The 21,888-nt window shown below is 63.9% G+C and carries 19 protein-coding genes; 7 read left to right on the top strand and 12 right to left on the bottom strand.

Features of this window, described 5'->3' with window-relative positions:
- Positions 1 to 2: 2 nt before the first annotated feature.
- The 3 genes from ASD80_RS12900 to ASD80_RS12910 all read right to left on the bottom strand — a co-directional run bounded on the left by ASD80_RS12900 (position 3) and on the right by ASD80_RS12910 (position 3,955).
- Positions 3 to 917, bottom strand: a complete 915-nt coding sequence (locus tag ASD80_RS12900; RefSeq protein WP_056233424.1) for an ABC transporter permease — start codon at positions 915 to 917, stop codon at positions 3 to 5.
- Positions 918 to 985: 68 nt separating this feature from the next.
- Positions 986 to 2,494, bottom strand: a complete 1,509-nt coding sequence (locus ASD80_RS12905; protein WP_056233426.1) for an ABC transporter substrate-binding protein — start codon at positions 2,492 to 2,494, stop codon at positions 986 to 988.
- A 270-nt stretch (positions 2,495 to 2,764) separates the two neighbouring features.
- Entirely contained in the window at positions 2,765 to 3,955 is a 1,191-nt protein-coding gene (locus ASD80_RS12910; protein WP_413813377.1) for an L-talarate/galactarate dehydratase, read from the bottom strand.
- A 171-nt stretch (positions 3,956 to 4,126) separates the two neighbouring features.
- Between ASD80_RS12910 and ASD80_RS12915 the strand changes: the two genes are divergently transcribed.
- Complete coding sequence (locus ASD80_RS12915; protein ID WP_056233428.1) at positions 4,127 to 4,828, top strand: FadR/GntR family transcriptional regulator; 702 nt, start codon at positions 4,127 to 4,129, stop codon at positions 4,826 to 4,828.
- Between the two features lie 7 nt (positions 4,829 to 4,835).
- Here the strand turns inward: ASD80_RS12915 and ASD80_RS12920 are convergent, their stop codons facing one another.
- The 3 genes from ASD80_RS12920 to ASD80_RS12930 form a co-directional block, all read right to left on the bottom strand.
- The gene (locus ASD80_RS12920) at positions 4,836 to 5,591 is read right to left on the bottom strand and encodes an N-acyl amino acid synthase FeeM domain-containing protein (RefSeq protein ID WP_056233430.1); all 756 of its coding nucleotides are present in this window, start codon (positions 5,589 to 5,591) and stop codon (positions 4,836 to 4,838) included.
- A gap of 134 nt (positions 5,592 to 5,725) precedes the next feature.
- Positions 5,726 to 8,032, bottom strand: a complete 2,307-nt coding sequence (locus tag ASD80_RS12925) for a putative bifunctional diguanylate cyclase/phosphodiesterase (RefSeq protein ID WP_162247358.1) — start codon at positions 8,030 to 8,032, stop codon at positions 5,726 to 5,728.
- 141 nt (positions 8,033 to 8,173) lie between these two features.
- Positions 8,174 to 9,367: an ABC transporter substrate-binding protein gene (locus ASD80_RS12930; protein ID WP_056233434.1), complete on the bottom strand. Its 1,194-nt coding sequence runs from the start codon at positions 9,365 to 9,367 to the stop codon at positions 8,174 to 8,176.
- Between the two features lie 226 nt (positions 9,368 to 9,593).
- On the opposite strand from ASD80_RS12930, the gene ASD80_RS12935 reads away from it, so the two are divergent.
- Positions 9,594 to 9,884 carry a 4a-hydroxytetrahydrobiopterin dehydratase gene (locus tag ASD80_RS12935; protein ID WP_056233436.1) on the top strand — a complete coding sequence of 97 codons (291 nt, stop codon included), beginning with the start codon at positions 9,594 to 9,596 and terminating at the stop codon, positions 9,882 to 9,884.
- Between the two features lie 5 nt (positions 9,885 to 9,889).
- Here the strand turns inward: ASD80_RS12935 and ASD80_RS12940 are convergent, their stop codons facing one another.
- From ASD80_RS12940 to ASD80_RS12950, 3 genes are read right to left on the bottom strand one after another with little or no spacing between them, the layout of a single operon-like run.
- Positions 9,890 to 13,330: an error-prone DNA polymerase gene (locus ASD80_RS12940; RefSeq protein ID WP_082555257.1), complete on the bottom strand. Its 3,441-nt coding sequence runs from the start codon at positions 13,328 to 13,330 to the stop codon at positions 9,890 to 9,892.
- On the bottom strand, positions 13,327 to 14,985 hold the full coding sequence (locus tag ASD80_RS12945) for a Y-family DNA polymerase (RefSeq protein ID WP_156460434.1): 1,659 nt from the start codon (positions 14,983 to 14,985) through the stop codon (positions 13,327 to 13,329). Before ASD80_RS12945 ends, ASD80_RS12940 begins: the two co-directional genes overlap by 4 nt.
- Positions 14,870 to 15,688: a hypothetical protein gene (locus tag ASD80_RS12950; RefSeq protein ID WP_056233440.1), complete on the bottom strand. Its 819-nt coding sequence runs from the start codon at positions 15,686 to 15,688 to the stop codon at positions 14,870 to 14,872. Before ASD80_RS12950 ends, ASD80_RS12945 begins: the two co-directional genes overlap by 116 nt.
- 236 nt (positions 15,689 to 15,924) lie before the next feature.
- Here ASD80_RS12950 and ASD80_RS12955 point away from each other — a divergent pair, with 236 nt between their 5' ends.
- Entirely contained in the window at positions 15,925 to 16,365 is a 441-nt protein-coding gene (locus ASD80_RS12955) for a TerB family tellurite resistance protein (RefSeq protein WP_056233441.1), read from the top strand.
- Here the strand turns inward: ASD80_RS12955 and ASD80_RS12960 are convergent.
- The gene (locus tag ASD80_RS12960) at positions 16,362 to 16,907 is read right to left on the bottom strand and encodes a hypothetical protein (RefSeq protein WP_056233443.1); all 546 of its coding nucleotides are present in this window, start codon (positions 16,905 to 16,907) and stop codon (positions 16,362 to 16,364) included. The genes ASD80_RS12955 and ASD80_RS12960 overlap by 4 nt on opposite strands.
- A gap of 122 nt (positions 16,908 to 17,029) precedes the next feature.
- Here ASD80_RS12960 and ppa point away from each other — a divergent pair, with 122 nt between their 5' ends.
- The 3 genes from ppa to ASD80_RS12975 all read left to right on the top strand — a co-directional run bounded on the left by ppa (position 17,030) and on the right by ASD80_RS12975 (position 19,653).
- Complete coding sequence (ppa, locus tag ASD80_RS12965; RefSeq protein WP_056233446.1) at positions 17,030 to 17,563, top strand: inorganic diphosphatase; 534 nt, start codon at positions 17,030 to 17,032, stop codon at positions 17,561 to 17,563.
- A 69-nt stretch (positions 17,564 to 17,632) separates the two neighbouring features.
- Positions 17,633 to 19,018 carry a serine hydrolase gene (locus ASD80_RS12970; RefSeq protein ID WP_162247359.1) on the top strand — a complete coding sequence of 462 codons (1,386 nt, stop codon included), beginning with the start codon at positions 17,633 to 17,635 and terminating at the stop codon, positions 19,016 to 19,018.
- Complete coding sequence (locus tag ASD80_RS12975; RefSeq protein WP_056233450.1) at positions 19,015 to 19,653, top strand: chloramphenicol phosphotransferase CPT family protein; 639 nt, start codon at positions 19,015 to 19,017, stop codon at positions 19,651 to 19,653. The genes ASD80_RS12970 and ASD80_RS12975 overlap by 4 nt, the downstream gene beginning before the upstream one ends.
- Here ASD80_RS12975 and ASD80_RS12980 read toward each other — a convergent pair.
- Positions 19,610 to 20,146, bottom strand: a complete 537-nt coding sequence (locus ASD80_RS12980) for a cytochrome b (RefSeq protein ID WP_056233507.1) — start codon at positions 20,144 to 20,146, stop codon at positions 19,610 to 19,612. The two genes, ASD80_RS12975 and ASD80_RS12980, sit on opposite strands and share 44 nt — an antisense overlap.
- A 74-nt stretch (positions 20,147 to 20,220) precedes the next feature.
- On the opposite strand from ASD80_RS12980, the gene ASD80_RS12985 reads away from it, so the two are divergent.
- Complete coding sequence (locus ASD80_RS12985; protein ID WP_056233452.1) at positions 20,221 to 20,670, top strand: MarR family winged helix-turn-helix transcriptional regulator; 450 nt, start codon at positions 20,221 to 20,223, stop codon at positions 20,668 to 20,670.
- Positions 20,671 to 20,725: 55 nt separating this feature from the next.
- On the opposite strand, the gene ASD80_RS12990 is transcribed toward ASD80_RS12985, so the two are convergent.
- On the bottom strand, positions 20,726 to 21,280 hold the full coding sequence (locus ASD80_RS12990) for a dihydrofolate reductase family protein (protein WP_056233453.1): 555 nt from the start codon (positions 21,278 to 21,280) through the stop codon (positions 20,726 to 20,728).
- Positions 21,281 to 21,888 lie beyond the last annotated feature (608 nt).

The raw sequence follows: 21,888 nt of genomic DNA on the forward strand, positions 1-21,888 counted from the left end.
GCTCAGTACCGGATGCGCGGATCGAGCAGCGCATAGGCCAGGTCGATCAGCAGGTTCATGGTGAAGATGGCAAGCGAGGTGACCATGATGGCCGCGAGCACGACGGTAAAGTCGCGCTGCAGGATGGAGTCGATCATGAGTTTGCCCACGCCGGGAAAGCCGAAGACCGATTCCACCACAACCGCCCCGTTGAGCAGGCCCGCCGCCTGGTCGCCGGCCACGGTAATGACAGGCAGCATGGCGTTGCGCAGGGCATGGACGAAGGTGATGGCGCGCTGCTTGACGCCCTTGGCGCGGGCCGTCTTGACATAGGCCGAGGACAGCGCGGTGATCATCGAACTGCGCACTACCTGCAGCACCAACCCGAATGGCCGCACGAACAGAACCGCCACCGGCAATATCCAATGCCAGGGCGTGCCGGTGCCCGAAGTCGGCACCCAGCCCAGTCCCACGGCGAAAATGAAGATGGCCATCAGCGCCAGCCAGAAATCGGGCGCACTGGCCGCAGCCAGCGAAATAACCGATGAAATGCGATCGAACACGCCGCCCACCTTGATGGCGGCCAGGGCACCCAGCACCACCGCGCCCGACAGCACCAGCGCCATGGTCAGCCCGGCCAGGCCCAGCGTCCAGGGAAAGGCTTCCATCACCACGTCGAAGGCGGGTCGCTGACGGCGCAGGGAATCGCCGAAATCGAATTGTGCCAGGTTGACCAGGTAATCGCCGAACTGGGAGAGCAGCGGCTCATTGAGCCCGCGCGCCTCACGGAAGGCATCGCGCACGCTTTGCGGGGCATCGACCGGCAGGTAGAGCGCCGCGGGATCGCCCGTCAGCCGCGAGAGGAAGAAAACGAGCACCAGCAGCCCGAACAGGGAGACCAGGCTGAACAGGCTCCGCTTGAGGACAAAGCGACCCATGAGGTGCTCCAGTTTGGTCAGGAATATCCCGGGGGCGGCATAGCCGTCCCCGGGCAGGGAGGTCTGATTTACTTGAAGCCGATCTGGGCCAACTGCAGTTCGCTGTTGGTGGCGATGGTGGGCGTGAAGTCGAGGCGTGGGCCCACGCGGGAGAAGCCGACCATGTAGAACAGCGGCACGTCGGCGATGTATTCGTCGTTCACCTTGGCGAACATCTCTTCCCAGAGCGCCTTGCGCTCGTCGCCGCTGGCAGCGGTGGCACGGGTGATGAGGTCATCGACTTCAGGCACCGACATGGCCGAGTGGCTGCCATCGGTATGGTGCTTCACGAAAGCGGTGAACACCGGGTCGCCCTTGGCATTGTCGTGCTGGACCTGAACCAGGTTGGGTGTGCGCGGCTCGGGGAAGGGCTTGACGAAGTAGCGGTTCCATTCACCAACATCATACATCTGCAGCGTGGCGTTGAAGCCGACATCGAGCAGCATGGACTGGATGCCTTCCATCACTTCGGTCGCGTTGGGATAGATATTGATGCGACCGATCATCTCGACTTCGGCGTCGACCGGCACGCCATCGGCCTTGGCTTCGGCGAGCAGTTCACGGGCGCGGTCCGGATCGTAGGGCCAGGGTTGCAGGTCGTGGTTGAACCCGATGGTGCTGGGGGGCACCTGCTGGGTGGCCTTCTGCACGCCGGCGGCGAAGATGGTGCCGATCATCGCATCGCGATCGATGGCCAGGTTCAGCGCCTCGCGAACGCGGCGATCGTTGAACGGCGGCAGCATCGAATCGATGCGCAGGGCCGACATTTCCGAATTCGGATAGCTGAAATCGGTATCCGGATTGGTGGCGTCCTGCACCGCGATATTGGGCGCGATGTCGGCTTCGCCGGCCTGCACCATGGCCGCAGCGACGGCCGCATCGGTGCGGAAGACATAGGTGGCGCCGGTAACGACAGGCTGTTCGCCCCAATAGTCGGGGTTGCGCTCGACCACCAGGCTCTGCCCCACATCCCAGCTTACGAGCTTATAGGGCCCGGTGCCGATGGGGTTGGTGGTGAACGTGTCGGCAGGGTCGCTTTCCGGCTGGATCGGCATGACCGACAGCAGCAGCGGCAGGATGGGCGAGGCCGGATCGCTGGTGATCTGGATGGTCGTGTCGTCGATGGCTTCGGTGGTGAATTCCATGCCGCCGAAATACTTGCCGCCGGTTTCGCAACCGAGCGCCGCATTCTTGTTGCGGGCGATCGAGAAGGTGATGTCGGCCGGATCGAGCGTCGAGCCGTCATGGAACTTGACGCCTTCACGCAGCTTGAATTCCCAGGTGTCCTCGTCGATCTGGCTCCATTCGGTTGCCAGGCGCGGCTTCAGCGCCGACTCGGCGGGCGCGTATTCGGTCAGGGTCTCATTGATATTCTGCAGGACCACGCGGCCCACGTCGGAACGGGCGGCCATGCACGGCTCGATCACATCGAGCACTTCGGTCAGCACGACGTTCACCGATTGATTGTCCTGGGCCGCCGCCGGCACCACGATCGCGGCAGACACCATCATTGCCCAAGCAAGGTTGGATAGCTTCATCGATTTTCCTCCACAAGGCATCCATACGACGCCCGATTGACGGGCCGTCGTCTGTGCAATGTCGCTTCCGCGCTCTCGACCCACTGCAACACTAATATATTACAATTTTAGACGCAAGGCGGTACGGAGCCCTGGGCCTGGTCACGCCGAACCGTGATGCCGAGACCTGGTGAAGGCAAAGAAAAACCCCGCTTTTTACGGGGCTTTTCCGTCCTGGGTCCTGTGTCGGCACACCGCCTGTCGTGGCGGACGGTGCCGCGGATCGGGATGCTACTTTCTGATGATAGCGGACTCGACAGTCCAGGCGCGGGCCTGCTCGCTGATGGTGAAGCCGAGCCCCGGACGGTTCGGCACCACCATGTTGCCGCCTGATGTTTCGAGCCGTTCGTTGAACAGCGGGTCCAGCCAGTCGAAATGCTCCACCCAGGCCTCATGGGCATAGGCGGCGGCCAGATGGATATGGATTTCCATGGCGAAATGCGGGGCCATCTTGAGATATTTCTGCTCGGCCGCCGCAGCGATCTTGAGGAACTGCGTAATGCCACCCACGCGACCGGCATCGGGCTGGATGAAATCGACCGCATTGTGCTCGATCAGCGCCCGGTGCTCGGCAACGCTGGTCAGCATCTCGCCCGAAGCGATCGGCGTATCGAGTTGCGCGGCCAGCATGGCGTGGCCCTCCACGTCATAGGCGTCCAGCGGCTCCTCGATCCAGACCAGGTTGAGCTGCTCCAGCACGCGGCCGACACGCTGCGCCGTCGGCCGGTCCCATTGCTGGTTGGCATCCACCATCAGCGGCACGTCGGGCCCCAGATGGTTGCGCACGGCTTCGAGCCGCTTCAGATCGATCATCGGGTCGGGCTGGCCCACCTTGATCTTGATGCCGCCGATGCCGTTCTGGACCGAAGCCGTGCAGTTTTCGAGCAGCTTTTCGAGCGGCGTCGACAGGAAGCCGCCCGACGTATTGTAGGTGCGCACGGCATCGCGGCGCGCGCCCAGCAGCTTGGCCAGCGGCAGGCCGGCGCGCTTGGCCTTCATGTCCCACAGCGCATTGTCCATGGCGGCAATGGCCTGGGTGGCGAGGCCACTCCGGCCCACCGACGCACCAGCCCAGATCAGCTTGTCCCAGAGCCGTGCAATATCGTTGGGGTCCTCGCCGAGCAGCGCGTCGGCCACTTCCCTGGCATGGGCGAACATGCCTCGCCCGCCAGCACGCTTGGAATAGCTGAAGCCGACTCCCTGATGCCCTTCGCGGCTCGAAATCTCGGCAAACAGCATGGCGACCTCGGTCAGCGGCTTCTGCCGCCCCGTCAGCACCTTGGCGTCGCTGATCGGCTCGGCCAAGGGCAGCATCACCAGCGACAGCTTGACCTCGGTCACGCCATCCTGCGTCGCCGGACCGGTTGCCAGCCCAGCCAATGGTGGGTTGGTGGGAATGGAAACATTCTCGACAAGTGAAATCTTCAACTGATCCTCCAATGCAGGGCTGCAGGGCAAGCCGTTCGCCGGCCGGAAGCTAGGTGACTTGGCGCCAACTCGTCAACAGTTATCATATATGTTTGGATTTTCCCTTTTCAGACAGGTGCTTTGCACGGTACAAGTGTGTGAAATCCGGCGCTGGGAGCGATTTTCTTGACGACAGCAACGCTAACCGTGCGGCGCGCCCGTGGCGGCCTTGTCAAGCGCATCATCGGCGAATTGCGCGGTGCGATCCTGGCCGGGCAATATGCAGTTGGCGACAAATTGCCATCGCAGGCCGAACTGGCGGAACGCTATCAGGTCAGCCGCACCGTGGTTCGCGAAGCCATTGCCGGCCTGCAGGCCGATGGGCTGGTGGAGCCCCATCAGGGCGCCGGCGTCTTTGTCACCTCCCGCCTGGCTCCCGCCTCCCCCTTCGGCGCGCTCGATGTGGCGCGGGTATCCTCGATCCTGGAAACGCTGGAACTGCGCGCGGCTGTCGAGGTCGAGGCCGCGGGCCTGGCGGCGCTGCGGCGATCACCGGCCCAGGAAGAGGCTATCGTAGCGGCCCACAAGGCATTGGTGAGCCAGATCGCCGATGGCGGCTCCTCCATCCGGACCGACTTCGAGTTTCACCGCGCCATTGCCGCCGCCACCAACAATCGGCGCTTTGTCGAACTGCTCGACCTGATGGGCGCCAGCGCCATTCCGGAAATCATGCGCCAGGGCTACCTGGACATGATCATCGAGGAACACCGGGCCATCGCCTATGCGATCTCGGCCGGCGACGAGGCGGCGGCACGCGAAGCGATGCGGGTCCATGTCCGCGGCAGCCAGCGGCGCTACCGCCAGCTTTTGCACGGCGACCTGACATAGACTTGGACTAGGCGTCCGCCTTGTCCCCCACCAGGCGTAGTCTGTGAGCCTGCCGTGCCGTGGGCGCAATGGCGGGGACAGGACCGGCCGTGCCGCCGAACAGCACGTCGCGTTCCTCTGGCGTCGACATGAAGAAGGGGAAGCGGTCCATGATGCGGTCATAGATGACCGGAACCCGCGCGCCGAACAGGCAGACCGGGAAGGTGAGCTCGCCCCAGTAGCCGACGCCCGCCATCTGCTCAAGGCCGAACACCCGCCGATAGAAGGGGCCATGTTCCGGGCGGACCGAAGAGATGCAATGGGTGGTGGAAAAATACTCGCAGGCCATCACCGCCATGCGCAGCGTGAGGTAGGGCAGCGCCGGGAAAGCCAGCGAGGCATCGTGATCGGCGGTAAAGCGGCTCGGATCGACATAGCTGCCACCCTGGTCGATGATATCGCCGAGCACGTCAGGCCAGATTTTGCGGCTCGGCGACGTCGGATTGGCCTGGGTGGCGATATGCAATCGGATCGAGCTCACCAGCTTGTCGTCGATATAGACGCCGAAGCAGTGGCAATTGTCGGCGTCGTCATAGGCGTCGCGGGTGATCTGCTGGGAATTGACCGGGATGAAATCTTCCCGCCGGTAGGCCTCGTAACGCAAGCGATAGACCGGATCGAACTGTTCGTCGACCGACACGCGCCGATATTGGACGCGGTCGAGCAGATCGATGAGAGTCAGCGCAAAACGGGAGGTTGCACTTGCCTGGGATGCCGCACTCATTACCAAAAGTCCCCTAGTCACGGGGGATATTAAGCTTTTGTTAGGCATACCGGCATTGGGAAAAATGACGCCCCACCCGGCCAGCGGACCGGATGGAGCCGAATTAATCTTCGTTTACAAAACGTTAACCGGGATTAACCATGCCGAAGCTTTGCCTTCGGCGCACCCTGGGCGGCGTTGAGACGACCGATCAGCTCGCCGATATCGCGCTCAGGCAGCGGTCGGCTGAAGAAGTAGCCCTGCACCTGCTGAATTTCGGTATGCGCCAGCATGGTGTCGAGCTGTTCCTCGGTCTCGACACCCTCGGCAATCACGGTGAGGTCGAGATCGCGCCCCAACCGGGCCACATTGGCCAGCAGCCGCAGCGAACGCGGATTGGTGGCGATATCGGCCACGAAGGACCGGTCGATCTTGAGCTTGGTGAAGGGCAGCGCATTGAGATAGCTCAGCGATGAATAGCCGGTGCCAAAGTCGTCGAGCGCGATGGCAATGCCCTTGGCGGCCAGGTCGCTCAGCACGCGATGGGCGATTTCGCGCTCCTCGATGACGGCGGTCTCGGTCACCTCGATTTCCAGCCGCGCCGGATCGAGGCCGGAATTGGCCAGGCCGCCCTCCACCAGCTTGCCCAGGTCAATGCCGCGGAAGTCGCGCGCCGAGATGTTGACGGCCACGCCCACCGCGCCCGGCCATTGGCTGCACTGGGCCGTGGCGCGACCGATCACCCAGGCGGTGATATCGGAAATGAGGCCCATCTCCTCGGCAAGCGGGATGAAGGTTGACGGCGGGATCGGGCCCAATTCGGGGTGGTTCCAGCGCGCCAGCGCCTCACAGGTCACCACCCTGCGGGTGGCGATGTCGAGCAGCGGCTGGAAGGCGAGCGACAGGGCGCCCTCCTGCACCGCTTCGCGCAGGTCGGTCTTGAGCCGCTGGCGATAGTGGTAGTCGATATCCATCTGGGCGTGGAACAACTGGCTGCGCGCCTTGCCGTCGCCCTTGGCCGAATAGAGCGCCAGATCGGCCTTGGTCATCAGGTCGTCGAGCGCCTCGGCGGTGATGGCGCTGGTGGCCAGCCCGATGCTGACCGCGACCGACAGCGTCAGACCTTCGAGCCGGAACGGCGCGGCAAAAGCGGTGAGGATGGCCGCCGCGTCTGCCTGAGCCTGGACCGCATCGCCCACCGCGCCGCGATAGATGACGAATTCATCGCCGCCCAGCCGCGCCAGCACGGCTTCGGCCGGCAGCGCCTGGCGCAGGCGGTTCGCCACCTGCATCAACAGCTCGTCGCCCACGATATGGCCGAACGTATCGTTGACATGCTTGAAGTCGTCGATGTCGATGATCATCAGCGACACGAGGCGCGGCTGCGCCCCCGCAAAACGACGGGCCTCCATATCCTCGGTGGCCAATTCGCCGAAATAGGTGCGGTTGGGCAGGGCCGTCAGCGTATCGTGACGCGCCATGAAATTGATGCGTTCCTCCGAAGCGATGCGCTCGCTGATGTCTTCGAACAGCAGCACCGTGGTTTCGTTGCGCGAACTCACCGAGACCTCGTAGTAGCGCCCGGCGGGCAGACAGAGCAGCACCTTGCCCGACATATGCTTGCCGATGACATCGAGCAGGCGATCGACCGCCGTGCGCGGCAGCACGCCGCTGTCGCCCAGCGCACCGAGCACCGAAGCTACCGGCTGGCCAAGCAGCTCAGGCAGGCCCATGACGCTGAACAGGCGCATCGCGCGCTCATTGGCGACCGAAATGACACCGCGCTCGTCGAGCATGCACAGGCCATGCTCAAGCGTGGTCATCGCCATGTCGAGTTCGGCGGCGAGGCGCGACGCCTCGACCCGCCCATGCACCGCGCTCAGCAGGATGGAACGGATATCGCCCGCCAGCTTGCGGAAGCTGGCCAGCATGACGATGAGCAGCGCCGCCAGCACGGGATGAAAGACATCGCCATGGAGAAAAAAGCCAACCGCCATCGGCACGATGACGCCCAGCATCTGTAGCGCCACCAGCCGGTCGAGCCCGAAATTGCGGGCGCAGATGCCCACCATCACCGCGATCGAGAGGGATACGCTGGCCAATTCGGCAAACGGATCGGTAACCAGCAGCATGGCGAACAGGCACCAGAAGCCATAGACCAGAGCCAGGCCGCTGCCACTGATCACCGCGCGGTTTTCCCAGAGTTCGGCCGCCCTGGCATCATCGCTGTCGATGGCCGCGCGCCAGAAAGCCCGCGTGTTGAGGTCGCGCACCAGGCCGATGACCACGAAGGCCACGGCGATGCAATAGAGCGGTATGGATTGGGAACGATAGGCCGTCAGGGCCGCGGTGAGGGCGCTGGCGAACGAGCCAGCCAGCATCGCACGCCGGTCACCATAGACCGAGCGGATGATCGATACATAGTCGAGCGCCGGCATCGTCTTTCGCGCTGAGGTAAACACATGGTTCCCCTGGTTAGCAGACATAGAAACCCCAAAAGCCCTTAAGAACGCCTTGAAACGGGCTTGACACCCCCCAAGGTTCCGGAATTTCCCGATGGCAGGGTGAATTTCCGCTTAACGACTTTGGACGGCTTGGCTGCGCTAGAAAGCCGTTTGCGCCGCCTTGAGCGCTGCGACGCCATCGGCGGGGGTCATGGCCGGATCATTCCAATAGGCGTTGGCGACCGCCCATACCGCCGCGACCCAGGCCGGCAATGCGGTCGAATGCGGGGTAGGCAGGGCAAAATCGGCCCGATTGAGTGCCTCCAGCACTTTTTTCGAACAGGAATCGATGGCCATGCGCGCATCCAGCCTGACGGGGGTGGACCCCTTGGCCGCCGCAAAGCGGGCCTGCACATCGGCATCGAGCACCGCATCGGCAAAGCTGCGCTCGGCCGCTTCGATTTCGGGCGGGACACCCCCCAGCAGGCCCCAGCTATCGACCGTGACCGGCACATGGACTGCACCCGGCACGAAGAGGCAGCCGAAGTCGCTCGTCTCGCTCTTGCCCGCGGCGCGCCACTCACCCTTCATCCAGTCGCCCTGCAATTGCAGCAGCGCTTGGCCCTTGATCACCATATTGGTGGCCATGTTCCAGTCGCGCTGCACAGCTTCGGCGTCAGCCTGCTGCTGAAAGCGCCGCAACCAGGCAAAGACTTCGAGCAGGCTGGCATCGTAGAGCACGGCCGGATCGGCAACCGCGCCGTAAAGCCCTTCATAGACACCGGGGCCACCAAGGCTGGCCACCAGCGCGTGCAGCAGATAGCCGACCTGCCAGGGCTGCGCGCCCAGGGCGATGGGCTCGAAACCGGCAGCGCGCACCGCGTCGAAATCGGCCCACATATCCTCAAGCGAGGTCCAGGCTTCCGGGTCGATACCCGCGGCCTCGGCCACGGCGCGGTTGTAATAAATCATGGCGTCGGCATGGATGGTTGCCGGAATCTTGACGATGGCGCCGTCGATGGTGATGGCGTTGCGCACCACTGGCGGCAGTTGCGCGAGCACACCGCTGGCGGCGAACTGTTCGTCCAGATGCAGCACTTTGCCCTCGTCGTCGAGGGCGCGGTAGATATCGGGCTGCAGTTGCAGGAAGATATTGGGCGTCGCTCCGGCACTGATCAGTTGCAGCACGTCGATATCGCCATTGGCATCATGCGGAATGGCCAGCGGCACCCAGCTATGGCCCCGCTCCTCCAGCGCATCGCGCAGCACGTTGAGTGCGGCCAGCTCAGCCGGTGATGCCCAGTTATGATAGACGACAAGCTCCGCGGCGCCGACGGTGGAAACAGCCAGCATGGAACCCAGAGCAAGGGCGCCAAGTCGTTTGGTCCAAACCAGCGCACGTCCTCCCGCTCGCGGATCTGAAGGGCACTGTCCGGCTGCCGGCCGTTGGAGGCCTTGTCACGCCGATCGGGACCTTTGGACGATCAGGCTGCGGCCAAACTGCTTGCCAGCGCGTTAACACCGCCACGGAAGCGTCGTTTTGGCCTTCTAGGATGCGGCAGGATTGGACAGGTGGATCATGGTTGAAAAGCTGAGCGACAAGGAACGGGAAGAAGGCCTGCGCGGCCTCGGCGGCTGGATCTATGACGAGGCGGCGAACGCCATCGAGCGGGTCTTCAGGTTCAAGGACTTTTCCGAGGCCTTCGGCTTCATGACCCGCGTGGCGCTGGCGGCCGAAAAGGCCGGTCACCACCCCGACTGGTCCAACAGCTACGACAGCGTCACCATCCGCCTCTCCACCCACGATGCCGGCGGCCTCAGCAGCAAGGACATCGCCTTGGCCCAGGCCATAGACAAGCTGCTGATCTAGCAGCCTCAGTGAAAATTGCGGCCACCCGGCAGGGCGGCATAGGCCTGGCGGCGGGCCCGCTCCGCTTCCGGTATTGTCTGCCGATCACGGCCCGGCGGCGAGCCCGTGCGCCCCTCGTCGCCCCGTGCCAGCACCCGCTCACCGATATCGGCGCCATGCGCCAGATCGAGCAGATGGCTGGTCATATCGGTCAACTGCTCGGCGATGATGTGGATCACCCGCCCCTCGCGCTGCAACTGGCCGCGCACCGCCAGCATACGGCTCCCCAGCAGCGTCCTGCGATTGGCCTCGAACACTTTGGGCCAGATCACCACATTGGCGATGCCGGTCTCGTCTTCCAGCGTGGCGAAGATCACCCCGCTCGCCGTGCCGGGACGCTGGCGCACCAGCACCAGCCCGGCCACCTCGACACGACTGCCTGGCTTGACGGTATCGAGCTGGTCCGATCGCGTCACCCGGCGCGCTTCCAGAACTGGTCGAATGAACTGGAGCGGATGGCCCTTGAGCGAGAAGGACAAGGTCGAATAATCGTGGATGACCTCCTCGCCCGGCAACATTTTGGGCAGCCGGGCCTCGCTGTCGGCCGCGGTCTCGACCCGCCCCGAAACCTCGAACAGCGGCAGCGTATCGGCTCCATGCGTGCCGATCAGCCCCTTGACCGCCCACAGCGCATCGCGCCGGGAGAGGCCCAGCGAGGCAAAGGCATCGGCACGGGCAAGCTTTTCAAGCGAAGCAATGGAGACGCCGGTGCGCAGCCACAGGTCACGCACCGAATCATAGCCACGGCCGCGCCGTGCGACGATGATGTTGATGTCGGCTTCCGGCATGCCGATGGCCTGGGAAAACCCCAGCCGGATTGCCTTGTCTGAATGAATGTCGCCGGCCATCTCGGCATGCTGGGGCCAGAGATGATCGCGGGCCGGCCGGCTATTGCCCTCCAATACGCATTCAAGATCGGACAGGTTCACATCCACCGACCGCATTTCGACGCCATGCTCGACCGCGTCGCGGATGATCTGGCTGGGCGCATAGAAGCCCATGGGCTGGCTGTTGAGCAGCGCACAGGCGAACACATCGGGGTAGTGGCATTTGAGCCAGCAGGAGGCATAAACCAGCAGGGCGAAAGATGCCGCATGACTTTCAGGGAAGCCATATTCGGCAAAGCCCTTGATCTGGGCAAAGCAGCGCTGGGCGAATTCGAGCGGATACTTGCCAGCGGCGGTCATACCGTCGATGAAGCGCTTTTCGAATATCTCGATCTTGCCGGTTCGCCGCCACGCGGCCATGGCACGGCGGAGCTGGTCGGCCTCGCCAGCCGAGAATCCCGCGCCTTCGATGGCCATCTGCATGGCCTGTTCCTGGAAGAGCGGAATGCCCTTGGTGCGTTCCAGCACGGCATCGAGCCGATCCCCCGGCCTGGCCGCCCACGGCTCGCTGCCATCGCGGCGCTTCAGATAGGGATGCACCATGCCGCCCTGGATCGGACCCGGACGGACGATGGCGACCTCGATGACCAGATCGTAGAATTCTTTCGGCTTGAGCCGCGGCAGCATCGACATCTGCGCCCGGCTTTCGATCTGAAAGACCCCAATCGTATCGGCCCGGTGCGTCATGGCGTAGACCCGCTCCCTGGCAAATTGCCCCTTGCCCTTTTCTTCGGCCAGCAATTCGGTCAGTTCCGGCTTTTTTCCGTAATGCAACTGCATGAGTTCAAAGCCGCGCCGCAGGCAGCTCAACATGCCCAGCGCCAGCACATCGACCTTGAGGATGCCAAGCGCGTCGATATCGTCCTTGTTCCACTCGATGATATTGCGGCTATCCATCGCCGATCTACCGATAGGTACCAGGCTTTCCAGAGAATCGCGGGTGATGACGAAGCCACCCACATGCTGGCTGAGATGCCGTGGAAAGCCGTGCAGGACTTTGACCACTTCGAACATCTGGGCCAATGTGGGATCATCCGGATCGAGACCGATGGCCGTCACGCCCGCCAGGTCGATCCTGGACCCCCAACCCCAATGGAGCTGGTTGAAGGCATTGATGGTGTCATCGGAGACACCAAACACTTTGGCAGTCTCGCGGATGGCGCTCTTGGAGCGATAGGAAATGACATTTGCGGTCAGCCCGGTGCGCTTGCCGCCGTATTTCTTGTAGACATACTGCATCACCTCCTCGCGCCGCTCATGCTCGAAATCGACGTCGATATCGGGGGGTTCGTCGCGTTCGGTGGAGATGAACCGGCCGAACACCAGATTGGCGTTTTCGGGATCGACCTCGGTAATCTCGAGGCAGAAGCAGACCGTGGAATTGGCCGCAGAGCCGCGTCCCTGACACATGATCTTGCGCTCATTGCGCGCAAACATGACGATGTCATGCACCGTCAGGAAATAGGCGGCATAGCCCTTGTAGGCGATGAGGCAGAGTTCCGACCACAAGCTGCATTTGAGCTTATCGGATAGACCTCCGGGATACCGTTTCGCCGCCCCTTCCCAGGTCAGCCGCTCCAGCGTCTGCTGGGCGGTTTCGCCATTGCCGATGGTTTCCTCGGGATAATTGTATTTGAGCTGGTCGAGCGAAAAATCGAGGCGGGCGATGAACGCCTGCGTTTGGGCGATGGCATCGGGATGTTCGCGGAACAGCCGGGCCATTTCGGCGGCGGGCTTGAGATGCCGCTCGGCATTGGCGGCGAGGCGCCAGCCGGCGCTTTCCAGCGTCAGGTGCTCGCGAATGCAGGTCACCACATCCTGCACCATGCGCCGGTCGGGCGCGTGATAGAGCACGTCATTGCTGGCGATCATGCGGGCGCGGTGGACCCTGGCCAGCGCGTCTATCCGGTTGAGGCGGGCCCGGTCCTCGCCGTCGAAACGCGGCGTGCCGGCCAGCCAGACCCGGCCGGGCGCCTGCCGGGACAGGGTATCGAGCGTCTTTGCCGTCAAGCCCCAGTCGCTCTCGTTGGGCATGAGGATGAAGAGCTGGCCCTGCGCATAGTTTTCCGGCGGCCCCTGCTCCTCGGCCAGGCTTCCCGAACCGAAAAGGTCGGGAAAATGCAGCAACGGCTTGCCCTTTTCGCCGCGCTGGTTCCCCACCGTCAGCAATTTGCACAGCCGCCCATAGGCTACCCGGTCGGTCGGATAGGCGATGATGTCGGGCGTACCGTCGGCAAAGCAGAGGCGGACGCCGACGAGATAGCGGAAACTGGGAAACTGCTCCTTGTTGTCGCGCGCCACCACATAGCCGCGCACCACGCCGGCAAAGCTGTTGCGATCGGTGACGCCAAAGGCGCTGAGCCCTATCTGCATCGCCATGGCCACCATGTCCTCGGGTGAGGAGCCACCGCGCAGGAAGGAGAAATTGGTGGTCGAGACCAGTTCGGCATAATCGACGGCTGGCCGGTCCGGCCGGGAGCGGGGATTTGGCTTCTGCTCGAGGGTAACGAGCTGGCTCATGGGAAAAAGCCGTGCAGATACCAGGGCGGCGGATTTTCAGCCGTGTAGAAACCCTGCCGGAAAATCCAGAAGCGGCGGCCGCTTTCGTCCTCGACCACGTAATAGTCCCGAGTTCCGGCAGCGGGATCGAATAGCGCCAGATTGGGGATATGGGGCGGTTTCTCGCCCTTTTCCGGCTTTTCTTCGGGCGGCACCAACTGCAGCCGCTGGCCGCTGCGCCACCACTCCGCCCCCAGCCGCTCGGGGCCGGAAGCTTTTTCGATCTTGTAGCTCTCGCGTCGCCAGATCATCGAAGCCGGCAGCCCCTCGGGCACTTCGGCATTGATTGCCACCAGTTCCGGCACCGGCAGCAGGCGCAGCGGCCGGACCGGAATGGGCCAGCCTGCGCGATCCGCATTGTTGGCCACCAGCGCCGGCACCAGCCGCGCCGCCCGTTCCGGAATATGGCTGGCCACCAATTGCGTTTTCAGCACCGCCATCGTGCCGAGCCGGCTGCTCATCCGGTCGTTAAGCTGGTCGAGATCCTCGGCCACGCCCTGATGCGAGAAGGCGCCGAGCTGCACCGCGTCGAGTTCGGAAACCGAGCTGGCCGCCAGCCGGATCATGTCGATGCCGAAACCGGCATCATAGTCACCCTCCAGCCGCTCCGAGCGGTTGGCGAAGAGCTTGGTGATATGCTCGGGGTCGCGCGTCAGCCGCGCCGAATTGACCGACAGGGCCATCACCTTGTGATCGACGCGATAGAGGAAGAGGTGGAAAGCCTGCCCGCCCTGCCCCTCGGCTTCGAGCCGGATCGCCAGCTGGATGGCCAGGTCGTGGCAGGTCATCAGCACGTCATCCATCAGCCCGATCGGATCGGCGAAGCGTCGCTCGGCATATAGCTCGGCCGGCGGCAGGCGCGGCGTCATCCGCTCCTCGATCATGCCATAGGCCTGGTCGAGCCGGGCCAGCAGCGACGCCCCGAACCGCGCCTGCAATGGCTTTCTTTCACGCGGGCGAAGCTGGCCGATGGTCTTGAGCCCCATCTGGGAGAGGCCGGCAATCTGGGCCGGCGCCAGCCGCAGCGCATGGACCGGCAGCGCATCGAGCACGGTTTCGAGCTCGGCCATTTCGACCACCTGGCTGCGGGCGAAGTGGCTGACGCCCCAGGCCGCCCCGATCGTGGGGGCGATCGCGCCGGCCACCGTATAGCCGAGGTCGCGCAGCCGGGTCAGCAACAGGCGCAGCATCGGCCGTTCGCCACCGAACAGATGCGCCACCCCGGTAATGTCGAGCACCAGGTCGCCAAAGCCGCTGACATCGTTCATCGCAGCCACCAGCGGGCTGGCATTGGAGTGCCAGTCCGCGAAATCGGCGAAAGCCGCCTCGAGCAGCGGGCGATCCATTTCGCGCACGGTCAGTTCGGGCACCATGGCCCGTGCATCGGCGAGATTCTGCCCGACGCTGAGGCCGCGTCCCGCCGCCTCGGCATCGACGGCGGCCAGCCGCAGCCCACCCTTGATGACTTCATAGAGCACCAGCGGCGCCTTGAGCCCGCCATCACGCCGTTTGAGGTAGTCCGTCGGCCAATGCGGCAGGAACAGCACGAGGAAGCGGCGTGCTCCCGCTGCGCCGGTCTGCATGGCGGCGCTGAGCAGCAAATGTTGCGAATCCATCTTCCGTCCACCCCAGCAGAAATTCGGTCTGGTTCTTGATCGCGTTCTTGATGAGGCCCCCCTTTTCGAGTTCCACGCGCCAGCGCAGCGGACCGGGGGCTCTGGCGTCATGCCGCCGGCGGGTGCTCTGCGCGGGCGACAGGCGCCAGCGTAGATGCGCCGCGCTCGCCGCGCGTCCCTGCCCATAGCGCAACAGGAAGATCGAACCGCCTGTCGCCGCCGAACGCAGGCTGAGACGGCGGCTGGCGGTAAAATCGAGCAGCTTGGAATGACTGCCGATATCGGCCACCACGGCGGCTACCGCCCGACAGGCAATGGCCTCCTCGGCTGCCCAGAGCAGTTCGGCCATATTGGCGGCCCGCACCAGCACCAGAGCATCGGGATCAAAGCCGAAGCTCAGTAGCCCCGGCCCGTAGGGCAGGCCCAGCTTCTGCGCCTCATCACCCAGTTGCAGGTAGATGACGGCCCGCCGCTGCAGGGTGAGCAGGCCCTTGGCCTGCGCCAGCGCAAAGCCGAGCAAAGCCCCGGCATTGCGGCGCTCATCGGTGAACATTTCCTGCAGCATCCCGCCGGCCAATGCCGGAAAGGCGCCATCCTGCTGTTCCGCCGTCACCTGCGCTTCGGCCAAAGCTGGCTTGCGCTCGATATCGGCAATGGTTTCCCGCAGCGCGGCAAGGCGCTGTTGCTGGTCGGGTGCGGGCATCGCACCAATCCTTAAGTGAACAAAACAGGAACATTTAGACTCCGAATCTGCGCGGAGTCGAGTCCTTTTCGCGTAAACGTGTGTGGCCCTTGCGCATCAAGCCCGGTCAAGAGCGCGTGACCCGGCTCCTCACCCATTCCCGCGAAAGAGCCGGGCTGCTAATTCTGCCGCCTGCCTGCCTCCCGGCGTGCACACCTTTCACCACTCCTGCCGCTCCCCGAAGGAGGCTTGCCGCCATGTTCGAGGCCATTACCCGCCTGTTCAACAAGCCCGAAACCATGCTGTCCAACCACGACCCCAAACTGGCCGTGGCCGTTCTGCTCGTGCATCTGGCTGCCGTGGACGGACAGATGAAGGACGAGGAGCGCAACGCCATCAAGGGCGCTTTGCAGGACCATTATGACATGGACGAAGCCGCCGTGGATAAACTGGTCCGCGAGGCAGCCATGCGCGATGCCGAGGCGGTGGACTTTTATAAATTCACCTCGGGCCTGACCCAGCTCGAGATGGAGGATCGCATCGAGATCGTCCGCATGATGTGGATGGTGGTGTTTGCCGACAAGCAGAACCACGAGCTGGAAGACAACATGGTCTGGCGCATTGCCGAGCTGATCGGCGTCTCCAGCCGCGACCGCACCATATTGCGCAACCAGGTCGGCCGCGCCGAGAAGGCCTAATAGGCCTCGAACTTACCGATGACCTCGACCTCGTCATTGGCGCAGTCGAAATCTCCCGATTTATCGGCTGCCTCGCGCGCCAGTTCGTTGGCATTCTTATTGGCCACGGCGTCGATATAGGCGATGTGACAGCTATTGCCCTCGACCAGTTGCGTCACCACCAGCACCTGTCCCTTGTCCACCCCGGTTTCGGGATCGGCGGTGTGGTAGCGCACGATCGTCGCGATCGGCATCCAGCGGCCCAGATCGTTGCTGAGCCGCCATTCGAGCTTTTCGCCCAGCCGGTTGAACGGCGGCAGGGTCTGCCAGCGATCGGACGGATCGATATTGAAGCCATAGGCCAGCGAAAAGCGCAGGTCGCCCTCGCTGACCATCAGCGGATAGCCCTTGTAGCCGGGACAGGCCCAGCTGGCGCCGAAATCATCGGCATCGAGCACCAGGCATTCGTCCAGGTCGAGATCGGTATAGGCGCTGTTGAACGCAGCCTGCGCCGGCGTGGCGAGAGCAGCAATTGCAAGCATGGCGGCCAGGATCTGTTTCATCACATTCCTCGCTGGGCAGGATGGGGCAGGCAGGGTTGCGCCAAACTGGCTTGCCTTTGCGGCCTCGGTTGGGCACAAGTCCGCGACTTTGTCGCCTCCCCCCGATGAATGAGACCTGAACCATGAATATCGACGCCATCCCCACCGGCAAGAACCCGCCCGACGACCTCAATGTCATCATCGAAGTGCCCATGGGCGGCGAGCCGATCAAGTACGAAATCGACAAGGCCAGTGGCGCGCTGTTCGTCGACCGCTTCCTCTATACACCGATGCGTTATCCGGGCAATTACGGCTTCGTGCCCCACACTTTGTGCGGCGATGGCGATCCGCTCGACGTCATCATGATGAATTCGCGGCCGCTGGTGCCCGGCGCGGTGGTCCGCTGCCGCCCGATCGGCGTGCTGTTCATGGAAGACGATGGCGGCCAGGACGAGAAGATCCTTGCCCTTCCGGTGCCGAAGCTGACCCGCATGTATGACGAGATCAAGGATATCGCCGACATGCAGGCTATCCAGGTCGAGCGCGTGAAGCACTTCTTCACCCACTACAAGGATCTCGAGCCCGGCAAATGGGCCAAGATCAGCCATGTCGGCGGCTATGAGGATGCCAAGAAGGTGATCCTCGATTCCATCGCCATGGCCCAGGCGGCCAAGTAGGCCGGCCTCATCCCTGCCGCATGGATTGTGCATGCCGGTATGCGGTTCATGCACAATCCGGAGGCTCCGATGCAACGCGCCCTTGCTACGCTGGCTACCGCAGCCCTGATCGCCCTGCCGCTTCCGGTCCAGGCCGCAGCCATGCCCGATGATGCCGAGATCGCGCAAATCCTGGCCGACCGCATCGACCGCGACCAGGCCAATGTGGCCATATCGGTGGCAGTGATCGAGGATGGCGTGCCGCGCTTCGTGTCGCATGGCACGCTGTCCAGGGACGATCCGACGCCGGTCGACGAGCATACCTTGTTCGAGGCCGGCTCGATCACCAAAGTCATGACCAACCTGCTGCTGGCGCAGCTGGTGGTCGATGGGCAGATCGATCTCGACGCACCGCTGACCGATTACCTGCCCGAAGGCACGATCCTGCCGGAACGCGACGGCAAACCCATCACCGCCTTCGACCTCGCCACCCACACTTCCGGCTTTTCCGGCCTGCCCGAAGAGTTGATCGCCAAAGGCGCGGCCAACCCCTATTCGGGCTATGGGGCCGACGCGCTGATGGCCTGGATTGCCGCATATGAGCTGCCGCGCGCTATCGGCGAAACATTCGAATATTCCAATGTCGGCATCGCTCTTCTGGCCCAGGCCATCGAGCATGTCAGCGGCAGGCCCTATGCCGAACTGCTGCAGGAACAGATTCTCGACCCTCTCGGCATGAGCGAGACAAGCCTTGCTACGGCGCCTGGCGCTATTGCCGGCATGGCGACCGGCCACGACGCGGCGGGCGAACCGGTGGCCAACTGGGACATGGAAGCCTTTGCCCCGGTCGGCGCGCTGGTCAGCAATACGGCCGACCTCGCCAAATTCATCGCCGCCGCCAGCGGCGCGGTGGACAGCCCGCTCGACCCGGCCTTCTCCATCATGCTGGACCGCACACGACCCACCGGCGGCGCCGGCGAGGTCATCGGGTTGGGCTGGTTCAACCTGACCGAAGGCGGCCGCGACATTGCCTGGCACAACGGCATAACCGGCGGCTATCGCAGCTTTGCCGGCTATGACCGCAAGACCGGCAACGGCGTCGTCGTGCTGTCCAGCATGGTGACCGAAGCCGGCATCGAGGATATCGGCCTGCACCTGCTGGATTCCACCTTGCCGTTGCGGCCTCAGCCAAAGCCGCGGGAAGTCGCCGAAATCGATCCGGCTATCCTGCCCGACTATGCCGGCCAATACCTGCTGGCGCCAGGCGTCATCATCGCCATCACCGCCGAGGCCGGGCAGCTCTTTGCCCAGTTGACCGGGCAGCAGCGTTTCGAGATTTTCCCCGAAAGCGAGAAACGCTTCTTCTTCCGGGTCGTCGACGCCCAGATCACCTTTGCCGATCCGATCGATGGCGCCGCACCAGCCCTGACGCTGCACCAGAACGGACAGAACATGACGGCTATCCGCATCCCATGACCGGCCATATCGTCATCCTCAACGGCGCGCCGCGCTCGGGTAAATCCTCCATTGCCAGGGCCATGCAGCAAGATCTGCCCGGTCCCTGGATCAATCTGGGTGTCGATGCCCAATATGCGAGTTTACCCGAGGCGCTGAAGCCGGGGATAGGTTTGCGGCCCGGTGGGGAAATGCCGGAGTTGGAGCCCCATGTGGTGCGGCTCTACCTGGCGCTCTACGACGCCATCGCCGCTCATGCAAGGCAGGATTTTGACGTGGTGGCCGACCTTGGCCATCACGATTCCTATTCCCGCCCGCTCGGCATCCTGCCCGCCTGTGCCCGGCGCATGGCCGGTCTCGACGTGCTCTTCGTGGGCGTCCATTGCCCCATCGAGGAGATCATGCGCCGGCGCAATGCCGATCCGCAGGGCTTCTACGTGGCTGGCCCCGGCATACCTGAACCGGTGCGGCGCTGGCAGGAGGCGGTGCATCTGCCCGGCCTCTATGACCTGACAGTCGATACCGGCGCGATGAGCCCGCAAGACTGCGTCGGCGCCATTGCCGCGGCCTTGGCCAATCCGCCCGCCGATCGCGCCTTTGCCCGCCTCGCCGCTATGAGCCCAGCCCCATCCGCGCCAGCAGGCGATCACGCCTGACGAACTGATGCCACAGCGCCGCCCCGATATGGCCGGCAAGCAGCACCAGCAGCCCTCGCGCCAGCAGGCCATGCACGGTGAAGGGCGGCGTCAGGGTGAAATCGGGCAAGGGCAGCGGCGCCGCACCGGCCAGTTGCGCGCCGCCGCCGCTGAGGATGAGCGTGGCCACGCCGCTCGCCACCATGACCAGAATGACAGCATAGAGCCCGTAATGCACGATATGGGAGGCCAGCGACTGGCCGCGCGACAGACCGGCGGCATCGGCCGGGCGCCGGTCGAAGGCCAGAAACCAGACGATGCGCAGCAGCGTCAGCACACCGATCACCACGCCCATGATGGCGTGACCGCGCAACAGGGTTAGCTTGATCGCCTGGTCAGCCGTATTGGCAGCGGTGAGGCCGCTGGCCAGCATGCCGAGAATGGCAACGGCGGTCAGCCAGTGGATGGCGATGGCGACGGCGCCATAACGGGTTGGACTGCTGGTGAGGGACACGACAGGCTCCTTGCGGCGCAACAACTATGGCGATATAGATAGCATACTATGTATTTGCTTAGCAAGCTACGTAAATGACCTTGAATCGCAGCAGCTCCGTTGGCTATCTCACCAACCTCGCCGGGCGCCTGCTGGTGCGCGAGCTGGAACGGCACCTGTCGCCTGTCGGTCTCAGCCCCGCCCATATGCCGGTGCTGCTGGCTCTGGAAGATGGCTCCGCCCTGACGCAGAAGGCGCTGGCCGAGCGCGCCGCAGTGGAGCAGGCCACCATGACCGCGACGCTGACCCGCATGGAACGCGACGGGCTGGTCATCCGCCGTCCCAATCCGGAGGACGGCCGCAGCACACTGGTCGCCCTGACCCCGCTGGCGCTCGGCAAGATTCCCGCCGTGGCCGACGCGGCCACCACCATCAATGCGCTGGTGCTGGAACAGCTCACGCCCGACGAGCGCAGCCAGTTCTTCACCCTGATCAAGCGCATCATCGCCGTGCTGGAAGCCCAGGATGGCGCGTCGCGGGCCTGAGCCCGCCAGAGGATGAAGCGCCGGCCCTTGCTCGAGCGGGAAGGGCCTGAACCGATCAGTCCGCCCGCTTCGCATAGGTCAACACGGCATTACCCTTGCCGGTGATCCGGCTGCTGACCAGCGTCAGCCGCGTGGTGGGCGTGCCGTCTTCGAACAGGCGCCGGCCCTTGCCGGCGATGACCGGATGCACGATGAGGGTCAGCTCATCCATCAGGCCCGCCAGCAGCAATTGACGCACCACCGACATGCCGCCCATGGCTGCGATAGTGCCGCCCTGCCGCTGCTTGAGGTCAAGCACGAAACCTTCGAGATCGCCGTCGATCAGGGTGGAATTGTTCCAGGTGAGATCGGCCTGCTTGAGCGTATTCGAGGCAACGAATTTGGGCACGGCATTGATGAAGCCGGCGAAATCCATGTCCTGGCCGGCATTGGGCCAGAAGTCCGCCCATTCCTGATAGCCCCGGCGGCCGAGGACGACGGTATCCACCTCGGTCATCACGCCACCGAGCAGCGCCCCCAATTCGTCGTCGAAGCTGTCGAACTGGAACTGGTCCGGAGCTTCGGCCACACCATCGACTGAGTAGAACAGGCCTGCTGTCACTTTACGCATTGGTATTCTCCCATGTGTCCGGCGACCCTCCCGGCCGCCATCTGACAGGGCGACGAGCGGGGTGGCCGGACTTCGACATTTTTGCGCGAAGTTTTTGCAACGGGGAGGGCCGGACGGCTCTGCAGCCTCCGGTTATCGATAGACGAGCGGATCCCGAGACGGCCTTCGCCTCTGGTAAATTTAGTAATGAGACGGAAGCCGTCTCGGGATGCCGGGACTTGCTCGGACGGCGCGATCGCAGACCCTGGCGGTTAGCCGTAGCACCCCGCCCAAACGCCTCGTCCGCTCGACCCGGAGCGGAGCGCGACCCCCACTCCCCCGGCTGGCCTCCGGACGCCCGTCGCTGCAGCGCCGCCCGTATCCCGGAAGATGGGGAGGATGATACGCGCGGTTTGGGGTGGGGGATAAGATGGATAGATTTACTGCCGCCTCCCCAGCCACCATGTCATCCCGGCCTTGAGCCGGGATCCATCCTGAGGTGGTGGGGCCTGCATGATGGTCGAACGATCCACCTTGCGGCTGTGGCGCGATCTCGGGATGGGTCCCTGTGTTGTTTGATTGTGTCATGATTGACGCGGGCGGGAGACCGTTGGGTCCCAGGTTGTGAG

The organism is Devosia sp. Root635 (genome assembly GCF_001427605.1).
GTDB lineage: Bacteria > Pseudomonadota > Alphaproteobacteria > Rhizobiales > Devosiaceae > Devosia.